This is a genomic window from Streptomyces sp. ID05-26A (assembly GCF_033794685.1).
Lineage (GTDB): Bacteria > Actinomycetota > Actinomycetes > Mycobacteriales > Pseudonocardiaceae > Lentzea.
This window is the reverse complement of sequence record NZ_JARAYZ010000001.1, coordinates 2,975,347-2,992,397: the sequence shown is the minus strand read 5'-3', so window position 1 is coordinate 2,992,397 and position 17,051 is coordinate 2,975,347. Positions and strand designations below refer to the sequence as shown.

Here is a 17,051-nt window from a genome sequence, read left to right as displayed (position 1 = left end):
TCAGACGACCGCGCGCTCCTCCGCGAAGTGGCACGCCGCGGGGTGGTCCCCGTTGCGCGACACCAGCTCGGGAACCTCGGTCGCGCAGATGTCCTGCGCCTTCCAGCACCGCGTGCGGAACCGGCAGCCCGACGGCGGGTCGATCGGCGAGGGCACGTCACCCGTCAGGCGGATGACGTCGCGCCGGCCGCGCTGGGTCGGGTCCGGCACCGGCACCGCGGACAGCAGGGCCTGCGTGTACGGGTGCATCGGGCGCTCGTAGATCTCCGCCTCGGTGCCGATCTCCACGATCTTGCCGAGGTACATCACCGCGACGCGGTCCGACAGGTGGCGGACCACCGACAGGTCGTGCGCGATGAAGACGTACGAGAGACCCATCTCCGTCTGCAGGTCGCCCAGCAGGTTCATGACCTGAGCCTGGATCGACACGTCCAGAGCGGACACCGGCTCGTCGCACACGATCACCTTGGGCTTCAACGCGAGCGCGCGGGCGATGCCGATGCGCTGGCGCTGACCGCCGGAGAACTGGTGCGGGTACCGGTTGATGTGCTCCGGGTTGAGACCCACGGTCTCCAGCAGTTCCTGGACCTTGCGCTGCCTGTCCCCCTTCGGGGCCACCTCGGTGTGGATCTCGAAGGGTTCCCCGACGATGTCGCCGACCGTCATGCGCGGGTTCAGCGACGTGTACGGGTCCTGCAGCACGATCTGGATGTCGCGGCGCAGCTTGCGCAGCTCCGCGCCCTTCATCGCGAACATGTCGCGGCCCTCGAAGCGCGCGACGCCCGACGTCGGCGGCTCCAGGCGCATCAGCACCTGGGCCAGCGTGGACTTGCCACAGCCGGACTCGCCCACGACGCCGAGCGTTTCGCCCTTGTTGAGCGAGAACGAGACGCCGTCGACGGCCTTGACGTGGCCCACGGTGCGCTTGAACAGCACGCCGACGCGGACCGGGAAGTGCTTGACGAGGTTCTCGACCTCGAGGATCGGCTCAGCCACGAGCGACCACCTCCTCCGCGATGTGGCACCGGCTGGTGCGGCCCATGCCGAGGTTGTGCACTGCAGGCACCTCGGTGGAGCACCGGTCGAACACGCGCGGGCAGCGCGGGTTGAACGGGCAGCCGGGCGGGATGTTGGTCAGCGACGGCGGCAGACCCTTGATCGTCTTGAGCTCCTGGCCGCGCAGGTCCACGCGGGGCAGGGACTCGAGCAGCGACTCCGTGTACGGGTGGCCCGGCGCGCGGAACAGCTCGTAGACGTCGGCGTGCTCGACGATGCGGCCCGCGTACATGACCGAGATCCGGTCCGCGACGTCGGCGACGACGCCGAGGTCGTGGGTGATCAGGATCATGCCCATGTCGCGTTCCTTCTGGATCTCCGCCAGCAGGTCCATGATCTGGGCCTGCACGGTGACGTCCAGCGCGGTCGTGGGCTCGTCCGCGATCAGCAGCTCCGGGTCGAGAGCCAGCGACATCGCGATCATCGCGCGCTGCCGCATACCGCCGGAGAACTGGTGCGGGTAGTCGTTGACGCGGCCCTTGGCGTTCGGGATCTTGACCTGGTCGAGGAGCTCGACCGCCCGCTTGCGGGCGTCCGCTTTGGACAGCCTGCGGCGGACCTTGAGCTGCTCCTCGATCTGGAAACCGATCGTGAACACGGGGTTCAGGGCGGACAGCGCGTCCTGGAAGATCATGGCGATGCCCTCGCCACGAACCATGCGACGCTCTTCCGCCGTCTGCTTGAGCAGGTCCTCACCGCGGAACTTGATCGAACCGTTGGTGATGAACCCCGGCGGCGTGTCCAGGATGCCCATGATCGTCTGGGCGGTCACGGACTTGCCGGAACCGGATTCGCCCAGCACGGCGAGGGTTTCGCCCGCCGAGACGTGGTACGAAACGCCGTTGAGCACCTTCGCGACACCGTCGCGGGTGCGGAATTCCACGTGGAGATCCTCGACCTCCAGCAATGGCTGAGTCACAGGATCTTCCTAACGGGACTTGGGGTCGAGGGCGTCGCGCACGGCGTCACCGAGCATGACGAAGGCCAGCACGGTGATCGTGACGAAGGCCGCGGGGAACAGCAGCATGTGCGGAGCCGACTGGAAGTAGTCGCGCGACTCGGAGATCATCACGCCCCACGACACGACCGGCGGACGCAGGCCGATGCCGAGGAACGCCAGGGTCGCCTCGGCGCCGATGAAGGCACCCAGGGCGATCGTCGCGTACACCAGCACGGGCGCCACGGTGTTCGGCAGCAGGTGCCGGAACACGATCCGCAGCGGGGACGCGCCGAGACCGCGGGCGGCCTTGACGTAGTCCTGCTGCTTCGCGACGAGCGTCGCGGACCGCATGATGCGCATGGCCACCGGCCACGACAGCACCGCGATCGAGAGCACCACCTGGGTGATGATCCGGGTCACGCCGGGGTTCTCGGTCGGCGCGTTGAGCGTCGTCAGGATGACGATCGCACCGAGCACGAACGGGATGCCGGCGAAGATGTCGCTGAACCGGGACAGCACGCTGTCGATCCACGTCTTCGCGTAGCCCGCGATGATGCCGACGGTCGAGCCGATCAGCACGGTCAGCAGCGTCGCGAAGATGCCGACGAGCAGCGACGCGCGGGCGCCGTGCATCGCACGGGCGTAGACGTCGTAACCCTGCAGGTCGTAGCCGAACCACGCGGCACCCGAAGGCGCCTGCAGCGACTTGTCGAGGTCGGCCGCGCGCGGGTCGACCGACGTGAACAGCGTCGGCCAGATCGCCATCAGCACGATGATCGCGATGATCACCAGCGAGATGATGAACGTGGGCTTCGTGCGGAGCTCGCCCCACGCGTCGCTCCAGAGCGAGCGGGGCTTGCGCTGCTTCTGCGACGAGTCGTCGACGTGGCTGAGCTGGTCGACACCGGCCGCCGCGGAGGCCTCGAGTCCGGTTCCGCCGGACACGGATCCTGGGTCACTCATAGCGAATCCTCGGGTCGAGAACGGCGTACAGGAGGTCGACGATCAGGCTCATCAGCAGGTACACGAGGACCAGCAAGGTCACGATGCCCGTGACCATGATGCCTTCCTTCTCCTGGATGCCGCGGAAGATCAGGCCGCCGATGCCGTTGATGTTGAAGACGCCCTCGGTGACGATCGCGCCACCCATGAGGCTGCCGAGGTCGGTGCCGAGGAACGTGATCACCGGGATCAGCGAGTTGCGCAGCAGGTGGATGCCGACGACGCGGGACTGCGGCTGGCCCTTCGCGATGGCCGTGCGCACGTAGTCGGCGCGACGGTTCTCGACGATGCTCGTGCGGGTCAGCCTGGCCACGTAGGCCATCGAGAGACTGCCGAGCACGAAGCCGGGCAGGATCAGCTCACCGAAGGTCGGATCCGAACTGACCGAGGTGTCCATGAAGTCGAAGCCCTGCGGGCCGAGGTAGAGCCGCAGCACGAAACCGGTGACGAAGACCGGGAGCGAGATGAGGAACAGGGTCGAGACCAGGACGAGGTTGTCCAGGAAGCCCTGCTTGCGCAGACCGGTGAGGACACCGGCGATGATGCCGATGACAGCCTCGATGATCAGCGCGATGATGCCCATCTTGAGCGTGATCGGCCACGAGGTGGCGATCTGCTCACCGACGGACACGCCGTTGAAGGTGGTGCCGAAGTCACCGACGAGCAGGTTGCCCAGGTACTTGAAGTACTGGATGACCAACGGGTCGTTGAGGTTGAGCTTTTGGCTCATCTCGGCGATGTAGGCCGGATCACACGGCCGCTGGCCGCACTTGCCCGCGAAGGGGTCCTGCGGAATCGCCCAGACCAGGGCGTAGATCAGAAAAGTGGTCCCCAGGAAGACCGGTATCAGCTGCAGCAGACGGCGCAGCACATAGCGACCCATGAGGTCGGCTCCTTGCGTGGTGGGGGGCGCCCAAGGTCCTGAACACCGCTCCGGCCCCGCGCCCGTAACGCTTGGTGGACGCGGGGCCGGACGGCTTGCTCAGAACTCAGGTGTTCGGCAATCAGGCCTTGACGCGGAAGGACTCCAGAACGCCCTGACGCTTGAACGACATCTTGGCCTCGAGGAGGTTCTTCGAACGACCGCCGATGCCCTTCTCGTTCCAGGTCGGCATGGAGGGCAGGTCCTTCGCGATCAGGTCCTCAGCCTGCTGGTAGATCTTGATCGCCTCGTCCTCGTTCGCCGTCTCGTCGGCCTTCTTCAGAAGGGCGTCGACCGCCGGGTTCGAGTAGTTCGAGTCGTTCGAGGAACCACCGGTGCGGTACAGCGGGTTCAGGAAGTTCTCGATCGACGGGTAGTCGGCCGACCAGTCCGAACGGCTCATGCCGGTCAGCTGCTTGCCGTCGACGATCTGGCGGAACGCACCGAAGTTGGTGGCACCGACGAACTCGCAGTCAACACCGAGCGCCTGCTTGATGCTGTTGCACGCCGCCTCGAGAGGCTCCTTGCGGCCACCGTCCTGGTTGGACTGGATGGTCAACTTCTTGCCGGTGAAGCCCGACTCCTGGAACAGCTGCTTGGCCTTGGCCGGGTCGTACTTGCAGAACTCACCACAGGTGTCGGGGCGGTAGCCCTTGATGCCGGGCGAGACGTAGCTGGTCGACGGCACGTACGAGCCGGCGAGCACGGTCTTCGTGATCTGCTCCCGGTTGATGGCCATCGAGACGGCCTGGCGCAGCTTCACGTTCTTGAACTCGGGGAGGTACTGCGGGAACGCGATGGCGCTCTGGCCGAGCAGGTTCGCGTTCACGACCGCGTCACCGAGGTCGGCCTTGTACTTCTCGCCGACCTTGGCCGACGGGGGCAGGGCCTCCATGAAGTCCAGCTTGCCCGCGATCAGGTCCTGGTACGCGGTCTCCTGGGAGGAGTAGATCTTGTAGTCAAGGGTCTTGAAGTGGACCTTGTCCTCGCCCTTGTAGTCGTCGAAGCGCTCCATCTTGATCAGCGCGTTCGGCGTGCGGGAGACGAACTTGACCGGGCCGTTGCCGATGGGCTTGGCCTCGGCGGCCTTCGGGTCCGCGAAGAACGAGTCGGCCATCGGCGAGAACGGCGTGTAGCCGATCATCGTGGTGAAGACCGAGGTCGGACCGTTGAGGGTGACCTTGAACTCGTAGTCGCCCACGAGCTCGAGACCGGACATCTTGTCCTTGGCCGGCTTGGCGTTCTCGTCGGCCGGGTGGACGTCCTCGAAGCCCGCGATCGGGGAGAAGAACGATGCCGCCTGCTGTGCGTTCGGCGCGTACGCGGCGTAGTTCCAGGCGTCGACGAAGTTCTTCGCCTTGACCTCGGTGCCGTCGTGGAACTTCCAGCCCTGCTTGATCTTGATCGTGTAGACCTTGGCGTCACTCGAGGTGATCGAGTCGGCCATCAAGTTGTAGGGCGCGCCGTCTTCGGCCTTGTATCCGACCAGCCGCGAGAACAGCGAGTCGGTGACCTTGCCACCGCCGGCCTCGGTCGTGTTGGCCGGGAACAAGGTGCTCTTGGGCTCGGTGCCGTAGATGGACACCGTGCCGTCCGGGTTGTCCTTGCCATCGGCGGCGTTGTTGCTGCTACCACCGCCGCCGCTGCATGCGCTGAGCGTCATGGCGAGCGCGGCTGGCAAAGCCACCCACGCAACCCGTGATCGCGACATCAGTCTCTCCCGCCTTTCCCCGGCGCCGCTCCGCAGATATTGCGTGCGCGCGCCTCCCCGGGAGGTCTCGTCCACCTCCCAAAACGTGAGAGGACGTTAACCGGGGCGGTGAGTAGTACGCGCATCGAAATCGGTCACAAAATTGTCACGATCACCTCAAGGCGACCTTAATTCGGCGCTAGACCAGCGAAAACGCGATGCCGTCGAGGATGTCGTGCTCGCTGCACACGAGCGTGCGAATTCCCGCGCGATTCTCCAGCTCATCGGCAATCGCACGCAGTACCACCGCTCCACCGCAGATCACGTCCACTCGACCGGGGTGCATGGGCCCCAGCGAGGCACGCTCATCATGCGTCATGGAGAGGATACGGTCGGTGATTTCTCGAACATTGTCAAGTGTGATGCGGCTGAGGTGAATATCGTCGCTGTTGTACACCTCCAGCCCCTGGACCAGGGCTGACAATGTCGTCACCGTCCCGGCGACCCCGATCCACGTCTTCGCCTTCTCGACCGGGACGACTTCGAAAGCCTCTTTGATTGCGGCACGCGCAAACGCTTCCGCCTGCGCGATTTCGTCCTTCGTGGGCGGATCGGACGCGATGAACCGCTCCGTCAGCCGCACGCAGCCGATGTCCATCGACCTCGCGGCCTCCACCTCGGAGCCCGTGCCGAGGACGAACTCGGTGCTGCCACCACCCAGATCGGTGACGAGGAAGGGTCCCTCGTCCGGGTCCAGGTCGGCCACCGCACCGAGGTAGGAGAGCCTCGCCTCCTCGTCCCCGGTGATCACCTCCGCGGGCGCGCCGAGGATCGCCTCGGTCATCCCGAAGAACTCGTCGCGGTTGCTCGCGTCCCGCGTGGCACTCGTGGCGACCATGCGGGCCGTCTCGACGCCCTTGCGCTGCATCGTGCGCGCGTAGTCGAGGAGAGCTTCTTTGGTCCGCTGGATCGCGTCGGGGTGCAACCGCCCGGTCGCGTCCACGCCCTGCCCGAGCCGGACGATCTTCATCTCCCGGTGGACGTCGCGCAGCCACGCGGTGCCGTCCTCGCGCTTGGTCACGTCCGCGATGAGCAGCCGGATCGAGTTGGTCCCGCAGTCGATGGCCGCTACCCGCGACATGTGCACTCCTACCTGATGGCCCGATACTCCTCGGCAAGCATGGCGTACACGAAGAGGTCGCCCCACTCGCCCTTGAAGATCTCCAGCTCGCGGAAGTGGGCCTCCCGGCGCATGCCGAGGCGTTCCATCAGCCGCCACGACGGCTCGTTGCGCGGGTCGCACTCGGCGACGATCCGGTGCAGGCCGAGCTCCTCGAAGCCGAGACGGAGCAGCTCCGCGGCGGCCTCGGTGGCGAGGCCGTTGCCCGCGAACTCGGGGTTGAAGCTGTAGCCGATCTCGCCCTGGCGGTTGTCCTCGTCGAGCCATTTCAGGACGACGTCGCCGACCACCCGGCCCACCTCGGGCCAGCAGACCGCCAGCGCCAGGCCCTGCCCCGCTTTGGTCAGCTCGCTCTCGGCCATTCTCCTGGTGATCAGCTCCTCGGCCTGCCGCCGGTCCAGCGCCTCGCCGTAGAGGTAGCGGTAGACGTCCGAGCGGGAGCGGTAGGCGAGGTAGTCGTCGAGGTCGGCCGGCTCGAAGGGGCGGAGGAGGAGGCGGACGGTCTTCAGCGGGTAGTCAGGCTTGAGCACACCTGCACCATGCCAAGGACCACCGCCTCATGCCTCGCGGTTTTCAGCGGTGGTTGGACGCCGAGAACAAAGCGAAGACGTCGTCCTCGGTCATCACACCGCGGTGAAAGCGAACGTCGTCGATGTCACCCACGATGCCGCGTCCGATCTGGAGGTCTCCAGCGCCGGCCAGCTGAGGACCGGGCTGCGCAGGGGGCTGCTCGTCTCGGTCGACGTACAGCTTGGTCGCGCCGGTGGTCGCGTCGTACGTCGCCACGAGGTGTACCCAGGAACCCCTCATCGGAGGGAAGAAGGAGAAGATGACTGTTCCGTCGGCGAGCCGGAAACTCCATCGACTGGTGTCCGCCTCGCGGCTCAGCGCGAACGAGTCGCCCATGCCGACGACGGTCCCCGCGGTCACGCCGTCGTCCAGGACCCTCACCCAGGCGGACACGCTGTACGACCGATCGGTGCGCAGATCCGCCGGACGCGGTCCCGTCATCTCGCCGGTGCCGGACCCGTCGAAGCGCAACCACTTGTCCGCACTGGTCCAGATCTGGTTCGGATCGTCGGGGTCGGCCGGTGTGCTCGCCCAGCCGACGCCGCCGGAAAGCGTGCCGCTCTGCCCGCTCACCTCGTCGCTGGTCGTGGTGCCGGCGAGCTCGTCCATGCTGTAGCGGGCGCGCAGCACCACGAGGTTGTTGTGCGTGGCCGCCTCGGCCGCGGTCAGCGCGCGGCTCCACACCTGGACGTGGTCGATCGCGGACGGCGCCTGGCCGGAGCCCAGGACGAACGGACCGGTCGCGCCCGCGAACGTCTCGGTCGCTGTTCCTTCGAGCTTTCCGTTGACGTACAAGGAAACCTTGCCCGGCTCGTAGCTGCCGGCCAGGTGCGTCCACTCGCCGGCTCGCGGTGACGTGACGGAGGATGCCCCGCCGAACGACCAGCGGGCATCGGCGTACCTGAGGGAGAAACCGTTGCCCTGGCTCGCCACGGTGTGGGCGGCGGTCGTGTCGTCGAGCCGCACCCAGGCCGACACGGAGAAGGCTCGCGAGGTGTCGACGATCGCGGACGAGGTCGACGAGAACGAGCCCGCGGTGTTGACCTGGCCGTTGTTCGAGTAGCCGGGACCGAAGGTCGCGCCGTTCAGCGTCAGCGCGTTGCCGTGCCCGGTGCTGTCGGCCGCGCTCGTACCGTCGGTCTCGTCGAATTTCCACACCGCCACCGGGGTGGACGGCCTGGGTGCGTCGGCGACCATGAAGATGTAGATCTTCACGGCCGAAGGGTTTCCGGCCCTGTCGTACGCGCGCACGTAGAGCGAGTTCGGACCGCTCCGTGACGGTGTGATCGGCACGTCCACCGAACCGTTCGCGTCGACCTGGTTGCCGGTGGTGTCGGTGTTCAGCGACCAGCCGTAGCGGACGACGTCCGTCGAGCCTCCGGGCGAGAACGTGAAGACGCCTGTGCGACCGGGACTGCCGCTGAACCCGCTCGTCGGGTAGTCCAGCGACGACACGACTGGCTGCTCCGGCGCGACGGAGTCCACCCCGACCCCGCAGTCGCCGACCCACTTCGAGGTGTGCCTGCCGTCGCTCGCGCGGACAGACCAGCGGTAGGAACCGTTCTCGGCGAGAACTCCCTGCGGGACCGTCACCTCTGCGAACGAGCCGGAGGGCACGTTCGTCGCCGTCAACTCCACGACGCGATCCCGGCCCTGACGAACGATGAAGTCGGCGTTCAGGTGCCCGCTGCCGGACAGTTTCGCGCGAAGCATCGGCGTGGGTGTGTGCACGACGGAAACGTCATCGGCACGGCAGGGCGAGGACTCCGTGCTCATCTCAGTCGGCGGGCTCAGGCGCGTCCCCGCAGTCGCGGTCGCGGTCGCGGTCAGAACGAGTGCGGCAGTCAACGCGGACAGGGCAAAGCCCCGCCCTCTGGCGATTTTCATCCATCCCCCACTACCGGGACTCCCGGCAGCCAGTCACGTACGGTCCCCCGACCTGTGCTGAAGCAGCATGGACGAGTCCATGCTGGAAGGGAACGCCGGGGACAAGATCAACTTTGCCTGCTGGCGAAGTTGACGTTCACTCTTTCACGAGGTGGAGGAACGCCGACCAGGCCTCGCCGGACACGGGGAGGTGGGTGGCGGGGGCCTTGCTGTCGCGGATGCCGACGCCGCGTCCGACCTCGACGCACTCGCTCACGTCGTTGCTATAGCTGCTCTTGCGCCAGATCGACAAGGGGAACGCCTCCTTGGGCTTCGAGGCCGCTGATCAGTCTCCTCGACTCTTCAGCATCCAAGGCGTGCGTGTCGAGCCACTTCAGCACGTTGTCGTAGTCGTCCACGCTCTTCTTGTCGTCGAGGAACAAGCCGGTCCGCAGAGCCTCGATCCAGACGGCCGGCTCGTGCTTGGCGTATTCCAGCTTGATGAACGGACCAGACGCTCCGGCGTGAGCTCCGATCGCTGTCGGCACGACTCGGACAGTGATGTACGGGCGCACCATCATCGTCAGCAGGTGGAGGAGCTGGGCCTGCATCACGTCCGGGCCGCCGACCTGCAATCGGAGTGCGTTCTCGTGGACGTAGAAGAGGAACTCCCGGCTGTTGTTGAAGATCACCTGCCGGCCAGTCTTCACCTGGATCAGATCGTCGAAGGCCGGCGGCTTGATGACCGCTGAACTCTCCAGCAGCGCACGGATGTAGGCGGCGATCTGGAAGAGCCCTGGCACGTAGATCGGCGACCACGTCGTGATCTTGTTGGCGAGACGTTCCTGATCTATGAGCGACCGCAGGGGAACATGGCTGCCGTCATCGACGAACTGAAGCCAGCCTCGTTCCCGTGACTCGCGGTAGAGCGCGACCATGCGCTCGACTTCCTGGTGCGGAACGCGGCAGTACGAGAGCAGGCGGACGAGGTCGAGCTCGCTGACGCCGCCCTTCCCGTTGACCGCGTCGGAGACCTTGGCCTCCTGCCAGTCCAGCAGTTCGGCGATTCCGCGCTGGGTCATGCCGCTCTGCTCGATGGCGTCGCGGACGCCACTTCCGAACTCCCGGCCCACCACGCTCGAGTTGCGCTTCGGCATGCAGAAGAAGCTAGGAGACGGACTCCCCTTCGCTCCAACGTTTCTGCCCGAATCGCACCGAACGAAGTACGGGTTGGAATCGTTCCAACCCGACACGCCGCGCTAGCTGGGCGTGCTCGTCAGCAGGCTCTGCGGGGTCGAGGAGGCCACCGAGCTGTTGCCGCTGTTGTTCGTCGACGACTGCGGAGTACCCGTGGACGACTGCTGCTGCGGCGTCGTCGTGGTCGTCGTCGCCGTGGTGGTGGTCGTCGTGGTCGTAGTCGTGGTGGTCGACGACGTGGTGGTGGTGGTCGTCGTCGTGCACGTCGATGGCGGCGGCGTTGTCGTCGACGTCGTGGAAGACGTGGTGCCCGTCGTCGTGGTCGGGCAGTTCGGCGGCGTCGTCGTCGTGGTCGTCGTCGTGGTGGTCGTGGTCGTCGGGTCGCCGGTGTTGCCGTTGCCCGGCTGGGTACCGGGGTTGCCCGGGTTGGGGTTGCCCGGCGCCGGGTTCTGCTGGTTGTTGCCGTCGTCCGGCAGCAGCGGCAGGGTGTCGACGTTCTCGCTGTAGAGCTTGGCCCACTCCAGGACCTTCGCGACGTAGGCGTTCGACCGGTTGTACCTGAAGATCGCGGCGGCGCGGTCCGAGGGCTTGGTCAGGTCGCCACCGCCCGAGCACAGGTAGCGGCCGGCGCCGAGCGCGGCGTCGTAGATGTTCTGCGGGTTGAAGTCGCCGTCGTCGTTCAGGTCGCCGCGGAAGCTCGCCCACGTCGAGGGGATGAACTGCATCGGGCCGACCGCGCGGTCCCAGGTCGCGTCGCCGTCGAGGCTGCCGCGGTCGGTGTCGCGGATCGGTTCGATGCCGGGTCCTCCGCTGAGGACCGGGCCGAGGATCTTGGGGGTGGCGTCGCCGTTGGCGTTCACGCGGCCGCTGTTGGCGTGGTTCGACTCGATCTTGCCGATGCCCGCGAGCAGCGACCATTCGAGGTTGCAGCCGGGGACGAGTTCGCCCATCTTGTCGGCGGCGCGGAGGTAGGCGTCGACCATCACGCCCGGGATGTCGTGCACGCCCTCGGGGTCGACGCCGTCGTCACCGAGCAGGTCGTCGTCGTAGTCGCCGTCGAGATCGCCGTCCTCGAGGTCGGCGAGCAGCGCGGCGCTCAGTTCCTCGGACAGCGGCAGGCGGCCGGACGCGCCGAGTTCGGACGGGTCGCGGTGCAGGGCGCCGTAGACGTCGGCGCGTCCTAACGAGACAGCGATGTCATCGTGCTTGGAGAGGTTGACCCAGTCGACGAGCTTGGTCCCGACGATCATCGCCGGGGCGAGCATCGCAGCCAGCGCGGCAACGGCGAAGCCCTTTTGCCTAGGGCTCAACGCCGACGGTCCGCGCATTTTGGCCATTGCCACGAATACTCACCTCTCGTGCGTCATCGCGGCTCGCCGTCCTGCAGTTACGGCGAATGCCCCAGTCGTGACCTGTTCCACCCTGCCCCACAACGAAGCCTAGGTGTACCCAAGACGGAGTGAAGCGTGTGTTCGGTTCCGTTGACTGTTAACTCGCGGCGCACTCACCCGCCGGCCACAGCCCCTGCTCGCTCAAGAGTGCCAGCGCCTCGTCCCCCATGGGATTGACCCCAGGGCCCTTCGCGAGGGCATGGGCGACGTGCACGTGAAGGCACTTGACTCTGACCGGCATGCCGCCCGCGGTGACCTGGGTGCCCAGCGACTCGATGGCGTCGCGCTCGGCGAGGTACGCCTCGTGCGCGCGCTGGTAGGCGGCCGCGAGGTCCGCGTCCGTGGCCAGGCGCTCCTGCTGCTCCTTCATCAGCCCGCCACCTTCGAGCGTGCTGACCAGGGAGTTCAGCTTGGGGCAGGTCAGGTAGTACAGCGTCGGGAACGGCGTCCCGTCGGGCAGCCGCGGCGCCGTCTGCACGACGTTCGGGTGCCCGCTGGGGCACCGCGAGGCGATCGCCCGCGTCCCACGCGGCGTGCGACCGAGCTGCTGAGCGACCGTTTCCAGGTCAGCAGCACTTACTTGTGCGTCACCGATTCCCAAAGTTCCTCGTACCAAGATCCTTGTGCCGCCTGCTTGCCCGACGGCCTCTCCGTTTCCGTGTTGCGACCCTCGTCACCCGGCAGTTGCACGATGTAGGGCGTCTCGCCGGGCCGCACCCAGTGCAACCGCTTGCGCGCCTCGATCTCGACGTACGCCGGGTCTTGCAGCTCTGACTTGCGCTTCTCCAGCGCGGAGACCGTCTCGCGCAGCTTCTGCTGCTCGGCGCCCACGTCCCGCAGCTCGTCGCGCTGCGAGAGGTAGGTCCGCAACGGGACCGCGATGCTCAACGCCAGTGCGCACAGCACCATCGCGAACATCGCGGCCCGCCGCGTCCCGGTCATGCCGAACGCGCCGCCCGTGCCGTCACTGCGCCGCGACGGCGCCTTCGGGCGGGGAGGCTTCCGCGCGCGTGCGGGCCGCGCCTCCCGCTCTTCGCGGGGGCGGCGGGGACGACGCGCGCGCTCGGCCATGTCCTACAGCCTCTCAGCTCTCCGGCGTGTAGCGCGGGAACGCGAGCTCGCCCGCGTAGCGCGCCGCGTCGCCGAGGCTCTCCTCGATGCGCAGGAGCTGGTTGTACTTCGCGGTGCGCTCACCGCGGGCCGGGGCACCGGTCTTGATCTGGCCGGCACCGGTCGCGACGGCGAGGTCGGCGATGGTCGTGTCCTCGGTCTCGCCCGAGCGGTGCGACATCATCGACTTGTAGCCGTACGACGTGGCCAGCGAGACCGCGTCGAGCGTCTCGGAGAGCGTGCCGATCTGGTTGACCTTCACCAGCAGCGCGTTGGCGGCGCGGCGGGAGATGCCCTCCTCCAGGCGCTCCGGGTTCGTGACGAACAGGTCGTCGCCGACGATCTGGACCTTCTCGCCCAGCTCGGCGGTCATCTGGACCCAGCCGTCCCAGTCGTCCTCGGACAGCGGGTCCTCGATGGAGACCATCGGGTAGTCGCGAACGAGCTCGGAGTAGTAGCCGATCATCTGCTCGGCCGACCGCTTGTTGTTCTCGAAGGAGTAGGCGCCGTCCGAGAAGAACTCGGTGGCGGCCACGTCGAGCGCGAGCGCGATGTCGCGACCAGCGCGGTAGCCGGCCTTCTCGATGGCCTCGAGGATGAGGTCGAGCGCGTCGCGGTTGCTGCCGAGGTTCGGCGCGAAGCCGCCCTCGTCACCCAGACCGGTCGCGAGGCCCTTGCTCTTCAGCACGGACTTCAGCGAGTGGTAGACCTCGGTGCCCCAGCGCAGGCCCTCGCGGAACGTCTCCGCGCCGATCGGCGCGATCATGAACTCCTGGATGTCCACGTCGGTGTCCGCGTGCGAGCCACCGTTGAGGATGTTCAGCATCGGCACCGGCAGCACGTGCGCGTTCGGTCCGCCGATGTAGCGGAACAGCTCCAGGCCGCTGGAGGTCGCCGCCGCCTTGGCGACCGCGAGGCTCACGCCGAGGATCGCGTTGGCGCCGAGACGACCCTTGTCCGGCGTCCCGTCCAGGTCGACGAGCTTCTGGTCGACGATGCGCTGCTCGACGGCCTCGATGCCGACCAGCTCGGGCCCGATCTCGTCGAGCACCGCGGTGACCGCGCGCTCGACGCCCTTGCCCAGGTACCGCTTGGCGTCGCCGTCCCGCAGCTCCACCGCCTCGTGCTCACCGGTCGAAGCACCCGACGGAACAGCAGCACGCTCCAGCGTGCCGTCGTCCAGCGCCACCTCGACCTCGACGGTGGGGTTGCCGCGAGAATCCAGGATCTCGCGTGCTCCGACCTGCTCGATGACCGCCACTTGCGCTCCCTGTTTCTCCTGCGTCTCGTCTCGCGACGAGCCTACTTGGGCCAGGTGACCGGCCGGGGCTCGACACCGTCAGATCACAGTGGAGCGCCCGGGCCTGTCGTCTGAATCGTGCCAGACGCTCTACGTGCTGCCTACTGGCCGCGTTCAGGTCGTGGGATCGGCGAGCCTGAGCGGCAGGTGTTTCACGCCGTTCTGGAAGTTCGACCGCAACCGGCTGACCTCCCCGTCGAGCTCCAGCACCCCCGGCAGATCCAGCACCGCCTCGAACACCGCCCGCATCTGCGTCCGCGCCAGTTGCGCACCCAGGCAGAAGTGCGGACCGTGCCCGAAGCTCAGGTGATCAGCTTCCCGCCGCCCCACGTCGAACCGCTCCGGCGACGTGAACACGCGCTCGTCCCGGTTGGCCGACGAGAACCAGACGACGACCTTCTCCCCCGCCTTGATCTCCTGCCCCGACAACGAAGTGTCCTGGACACACGTGCGACGGAAGTGCATCACCGGTGTCCACCAGCGCAACATCTCCTCCACCGCAAGGGGAAGCAGTGAACGGTCGGCGCGCAGCCGTTCGTACTCGCGAGGGTGCGAGAGCAGCGCGATCATGCCGCCGGGGATGCCGTTGCGCAGGGTTTCGTTGCCCGCCACGGAGAACAGCCAGAAGAGGTTCTCGAACTCCTCCAGCGAGATGTCCTCCCGCATGAGGTTGCTCAGGACGTCGTCGGACGGGTGCGCGCGCTTGTGCTCGCCCAACGCGTGCGCGTAGGCGTAGAGATCGGGCATGCCGTCACGGGCGCGCGGGTCACGGCCGTCGTCAGGGCGCAGCGCCAGCGCCTCCAGTGCCATGTCGGTCATGCCCTCGGTCGAGCTGGACGACAGGGCGTACTCGGGGTCCTGGAAGCCGATCACGCGGTTGCTCCAGTCGTAGAGCAGCGCGCGGTCCTGACGTGGGACGCCGAAGACGTCGGCCAGGGTCAGCAACGGCAGGTCGGCGACGTCGTGGGCGAAGTCGCCGGACATCTCCTGGACGATCTTGCGGGCGTTGACGCGGATGCGGTCTTCCAGCAGTGCCACGGCTCGCGGGGTGAACGCTCTGGTCAGCATGCGGCGCAGCCGGGTGTGCGACGGCGGGTCCTGGTTGAGCATCATGCGCTGGACGTAGGCCAGGTCGTCCGGGCGCGGGTCGCGGATCTGGGTGGCGCCGCGGTGCGAGGAGAAGATCGCGGGTGCGCGGAGCACCGTGCGGACGTCCTCGTGGCGGAAGACCGCCCAGAAGTCGTCGATGCGCACCACGTTCTTCTCACGCAACCGGGTTAGTGCGTCGTGCGGGACTCCCGAGGTATACGTGTCCGGGTCGACGATGAGGTCGGCATCGGTCCTGGGCATAGAACGGATTCTGACGTGCTTCATGTCGAACGTGGTGGAAACGGGCCGTTGCTGGTGCTGTTGCACGGGCTGGGCGCTACCGGCGAGGTGTGGCAGGACGTCGTCGGCGAGTGGCCCGGCAGGTGGCTCGTGCCCGATCTGCCCGGTCACGGACGTTCGAGCGGCTTGGACCGGTACTCGTTCGGGGCGTTCGCGGCCGCCGTGGCGGGTGAGATCCCGCGTGAGCCGGTCACTGTCGTCGGGCACTCGCTGGGTGGCGTCGTCGGGCTGACGCTCGCGAGCGGGTGGTTCGGGGTCGAGGTGACCACGTGCGTCGGCGTCGGGATCAAGGTGCGGTGGACCGACGAGGAACTGGCCAAGGCGGCCGCGCTGGCGGGGAAACCGTCGAAGGTCTTCGGCACGGAGGAAGAGGCCGTCGAGCGGGCGTCGAAGATGGCGGGTGTGCGACTGGCGCACGGCGTGTCCGAAGTGGACGGTGGATGGGCACCCTCGCTGGACATGAGGGCCTTCGGCGTGGGCGCGCCGGACATGGCCGGGCTGATCATGGCGTCGCAGGCCCACGTCGTGCTGGCGGCGGGCGAGAACGACCCGATGAGCCCTCAGGAGCACCTGAAGGAGCTGGTGCCCGAGCCGGTCGTGTTCGCCGGCGCGGGCCACAACGTGCACGTCGAGTCGCCCTCGTCCCTGCACACCGTGCTGGCTCAGCTCGCGACGTAACCGCCGTCTGCCGTGATCACCGAGCCCGTGATGAAGCTCGACTTCTCGGAGGCCAGGAACAGCACGGCCTCGGCGATCTCGTCCGGCTGGCCGACGCGCTGCAGCGGGAGGGCCTTCGAGATCTCGTCGAACACCTCACCGGCTTCCGCCAGCGCCTTGTCGGTGGCGACCGGGCCGGGTGCCACCGAGTTCACGCGGACACCGGCGGCACCGAACTCGACGGCCCACGAGCGGGTCAGCGCGTCCATCGCGGCCTTGGAGGCGTTGTAGACGGACCCGACCGGGGTGCCGACCACGGCCGCGATCGACGAGACGTTGACGATCGAGCCCCCGCCCTTGGCGACCATGGCCGGCGCGAGCGCGGCGGTGAGGAAGTAGGTGCCGCGGACGTTGACGTCGAACACCTTCTCGTAGACGTCGAGGGACTGCTCAGGGGTCGGCGAGAACGGGAAGATGCCCGCGTTGTTGACGAGCACGTCGACCTCGCCGACCTCCTCGGCCAGCTTGCGGACGTCGTCGACGCTGCCGATGTCCGAGACGATGAAGTGACCGGTGCCGCCGGCCCGCTCGATGAGCTCGACGGTTTCCTTGCCGAGTTCGGCGCGGCGGCCGGTGACGTAGACGGTGGCGCCGGCCTCGGCGAGCTTGACCGCGATCGAACGGCCGATGCCCGAGGTGGCGCCGGTGACGAGTGCCTTCTTGCCTGCGAATTCCTTGGTCGACATGTCTCCGAACCTGGCCCCGCCACATCGTCAGGCCA

17 protein-coding genes are annotated in these 17,051 nt (G+C 67.4%); 1 reads left to right on the top strand and 16 read right to left on the bottom strand.

From position 1 onward, the window contains the following. From PV646_RS14835 to PV646_RS14765, 15 genes are all read right to left on the bottom strand, one after another. Nucleotides 1–996, bottom strand: a complete 996-nt coding sequence (locus PV646_RS14835) for an ABC transporter ATP-binding protein (protein WP_500341985.1) — start codon at nucleotides 994–996, stop codon at nucleotides 1–3. After that, nucleotides 989–1,975 (bottom strand): ABC transporter ATP-binding protein, encoded by a 987-nt coding sequence (locus tag PV646_RS14830; RefSeq protein ID WP_500341984.1) that lies wholly within the window; start codon nucleotides 1,973–1,975, stop codon nucleotides 989–991. The genes PV646_RS14835 and PV646_RS14830 overlap by 8 nt, the downstream gene beginning before the upstream one ends. 9 nt (nucleotides 1,976–1,984) lie before the next feature. After that, the gene (locus tag PV646_RS14825) at nucleotides 1,985–2,959 is read right to left on the bottom strand and encodes an ABC transporter permease (protein ID WP_500341983.1); all 975 of its coding nucleotides are present in this window, start codon (nucleotides 2,957–2,959) and stop codon (nucleotides 1,985–1,987) included. After that, nucleotides 2,952–3,881, bottom strand: a complete 930-nt coding sequence (locus tag PV646_RS14820) for an ABC transporter permease (protein ID WP_500341982.1) — start codon at nucleotides 3,879–3,881, stop codon at nucleotides 2,952–2,954. The genes PV646_RS14825 and PV646_RS14820 overlap by 8 nt, the downstream gene beginning before the upstream one ends. Before the next feature lie 121 nt (nucleotides 3,882–4,002). Then, a complete protein-coding gene (locus PV646_RS14815) occupies nucleotides 4,003–5,607 on the bottom strand; it encodes a peptide ABC transporter substrate-binding protein (protein ID WP_500341981.1) in 1,605 nt (534 codons plus the stop codon). A 202-nt stretch (nucleotides 5,608–5,809) separates the two neighbouring features. Beyond that, on the bottom strand, nucleotides 5,810–6,751 hold the full coding sequence (locus PV646_RS14810; RefSeq protein ID WP_500341980.1) for a Ppx/GppA phosphatase family protein: 942 nt from the start codon (nucleotides 6,749–6,751) through the stop codon (nucleotides 5,810–5,812). Nucleotides 6,752–6,759: 8 nt separating this feature from the next. After that, nucleotides 6,760–7,320 (bottom strand): GNAT family N-acetyltransferase, encoded by a 561-nt coding sequence (locus PV646_RS14805; RefSeq protein ID WP_500341979.1) that lies wholly within the window; start codon nucleotides 7,318–7,320, stop codon nucleotides 6,760–6,762. A 43-nt stretch (nucleotides 7,321–7,363) separates the two neighbouring features. Further along, on the bottom strand, nucleotides 7,364–9,073 hold the full coding sequence (locus PV646_RS14800) for a LamG domain-containing protein (protein ID WP_500341978.1): 1,710 nt from the start codon (nucleotides 9,071–9,073) through the stop codon (nucleotides 7,364–7,366). Between the two features lie 310 nt (nucleotides 9,074–9,383). Continuing rightward, complete coding sequence (locus PV646_RS14795) at nucleotides 9,384–9,503, bottom strand: DUF397 domain-containing protein (RefSeq protein WP_500341977.1); 120 nt, start codon at nucleotides 9,501–9,503, stop codon at nucleotides 9,384–9,386. A 7-nt stretch (nucleotides 9,504–9,510) separates the two neighbouring features. Next, complete coding sequence (locus PV646_RS14790) at nucleotides 9,511–10,383, bottom strand: Scr1 family TA system antitoxin-like transcriptional regulator (protein ID WP_500341976.1); 873 nt, start codon at nucleotides 10,381–10,383, stop codon at nucleotides 9,511–9,513. A 102-nt stretch (nucleotides 10,384–10,485) separates the two neighbouring features. Then, nucleotides 10,486–11,766, bottom strand: coding sequence for a lytic transglycosylase domain-containing protein (locus PV646_RS14785; RefSeq protein WP_500341975.1), 1,281 nt, complete (start codon nucleotides 11,764–11,766; stop codon nucleotides 10,486–10,488). Between the two features lie 145 nt (nucleotides 11,767–11,911). Continuing rightward, nucleotides 11,912–12,430, bottom strand: coding sequence for a DUF501 domain-containing protein (locus PV646_RS14780; RefSeq protein WP_500341974.1), 519 nt, complete (start codon nucleotides 12,428–12,430; stop codon nucleotides 11,912–11,914). Beyond that, nucleotides 12,391–12,885, bottom strand: a complete 495-nt coding sequence (locus PV646_RS14775) for an FtsB family cell division protein (RefSeq protein ID WP_500341973.1) — start codon at nucleotides 12,883–12,885, stop codon at nucleotides 12,391–12,393. The genes PV646_RS14780 and PV646_RS14775 overlap by 40 nt, the downstream gene beginning before the upstream one ends. A gap of 13 nt (nucleotides 12,886–12,898) precedes the next feature. After that, nucleotides 12,899–14,185, bottom strand: coding sequence for a phosphopyruvate hydratase (eno, locus tag PV646_RS14770; RefSeq protein ID WP_500341972.1), 1,287 nt, complete (start codon nucleotides 14,183–14,185; stop codon nucleotides 12,899–12,901). A gap of 153 nt (nucleotides 14,186–14,338) precedes the next feature. Beyond that, on the bottom strand, nucleotides 14,339–15,574 hold the full coding sequence (locus tag PV646_RS14765) for a cytochrome P450 (protein ID WP_500341971.1): 1,236 nt from the start codon (nucleotides 15,572–15,574) through the stop codon (nucleotides 14,339–14,341). Nucleotides 15,575–15,589: 15 nt separating this feature from the next. On the opposite strand from PV646_RS14765, the gene PV646_RS14760 reads away from it, so the two are divergent. Then, a complete protein-coding gene (locus PV646_RS14760) occupies nucleotides 15,590–16,291 on the top strand; it encodes an alpha/beta fold hydrolase (RefSeq protein ID WP_500341970.1) in 702 nt (233 codons plus the stop codon). On the opposite strand, the gene PV646_RS14755 is transcribed toward PV646_RS14760, so the two are convergent. Beyond that, entirely contained in the window at nucleotides 16,276–17,016 is a 741-nt protein-coding gene (locus tag PV646_RS14755; protein WP_500341969.1) for an SDR family NAD(P)-dependent oxidoreductase, read from the bottom strand. The two genes, PV646_RS14760 and PV646_RS14755, sit on opposite strands and share 16 nt — an antisense overlap. Nucleotides 17,017–17,051: the final 35 nt, after the last annotated feature.

Coding starts and splice junctions, on each gene's coding strand:
- PV646_RS14775 (WP_500341973.1), bottom strand. CDS start 12,885: ATGGCCGAGCGCGCGCGTCGTCCCCGCCGCCCCCGCGAAGAGCGGGAG.
- PV646_RS14790 (WP_500341976.1), bottom strand. CDS start 10,383: ATGCCGAAGCGCAACTCGAGCGTGGTGGGCCGGGAGTTCGGAAGTGGC.
- PV646_RS14755 (WP_500341969.1), bottom strand. CDS start 17,016: ATGTCGACCAAGGAATTCGCAGGCAAGAAGGCACTCGTCACCGGCGCC.
- PV646_RS14825 (WP_500341983.1), bottom strand. CDS start 2,959: ATGAGTGACCCAGGATCCGTGTCCGGCGGAACCGGACTCGAGGCCTCC.
- PV646_RS14765 (WP_500341971.1), bottom strand. CDS start 15,574: ATGCCCAGGACCGATGCCGACCTCATCGTCGACCCGGACACGTATACC.
- PV646_RS14800 (WP_500341978.1), bottom strand. CDS start 9,073: ATGCTTCGCGCGAAACTGTCCGGCAGCGGGCACCTGAACGCCGACTTC.
- PV646_RS14810 (WP_500341980.1), bottom strand. CDS start 6,751: ATGTCGCGGGTAGCGGCCATCGACTGCGGGACCAACTCGATCCGGCTG.
- PV646_RS14820 (WP_500341982.1), bottom strand. CDS start 3,881: ATGGGTCGCTATGTGCTGCGCCGTCTGCTGCAGCTGATACCGGTCTTC.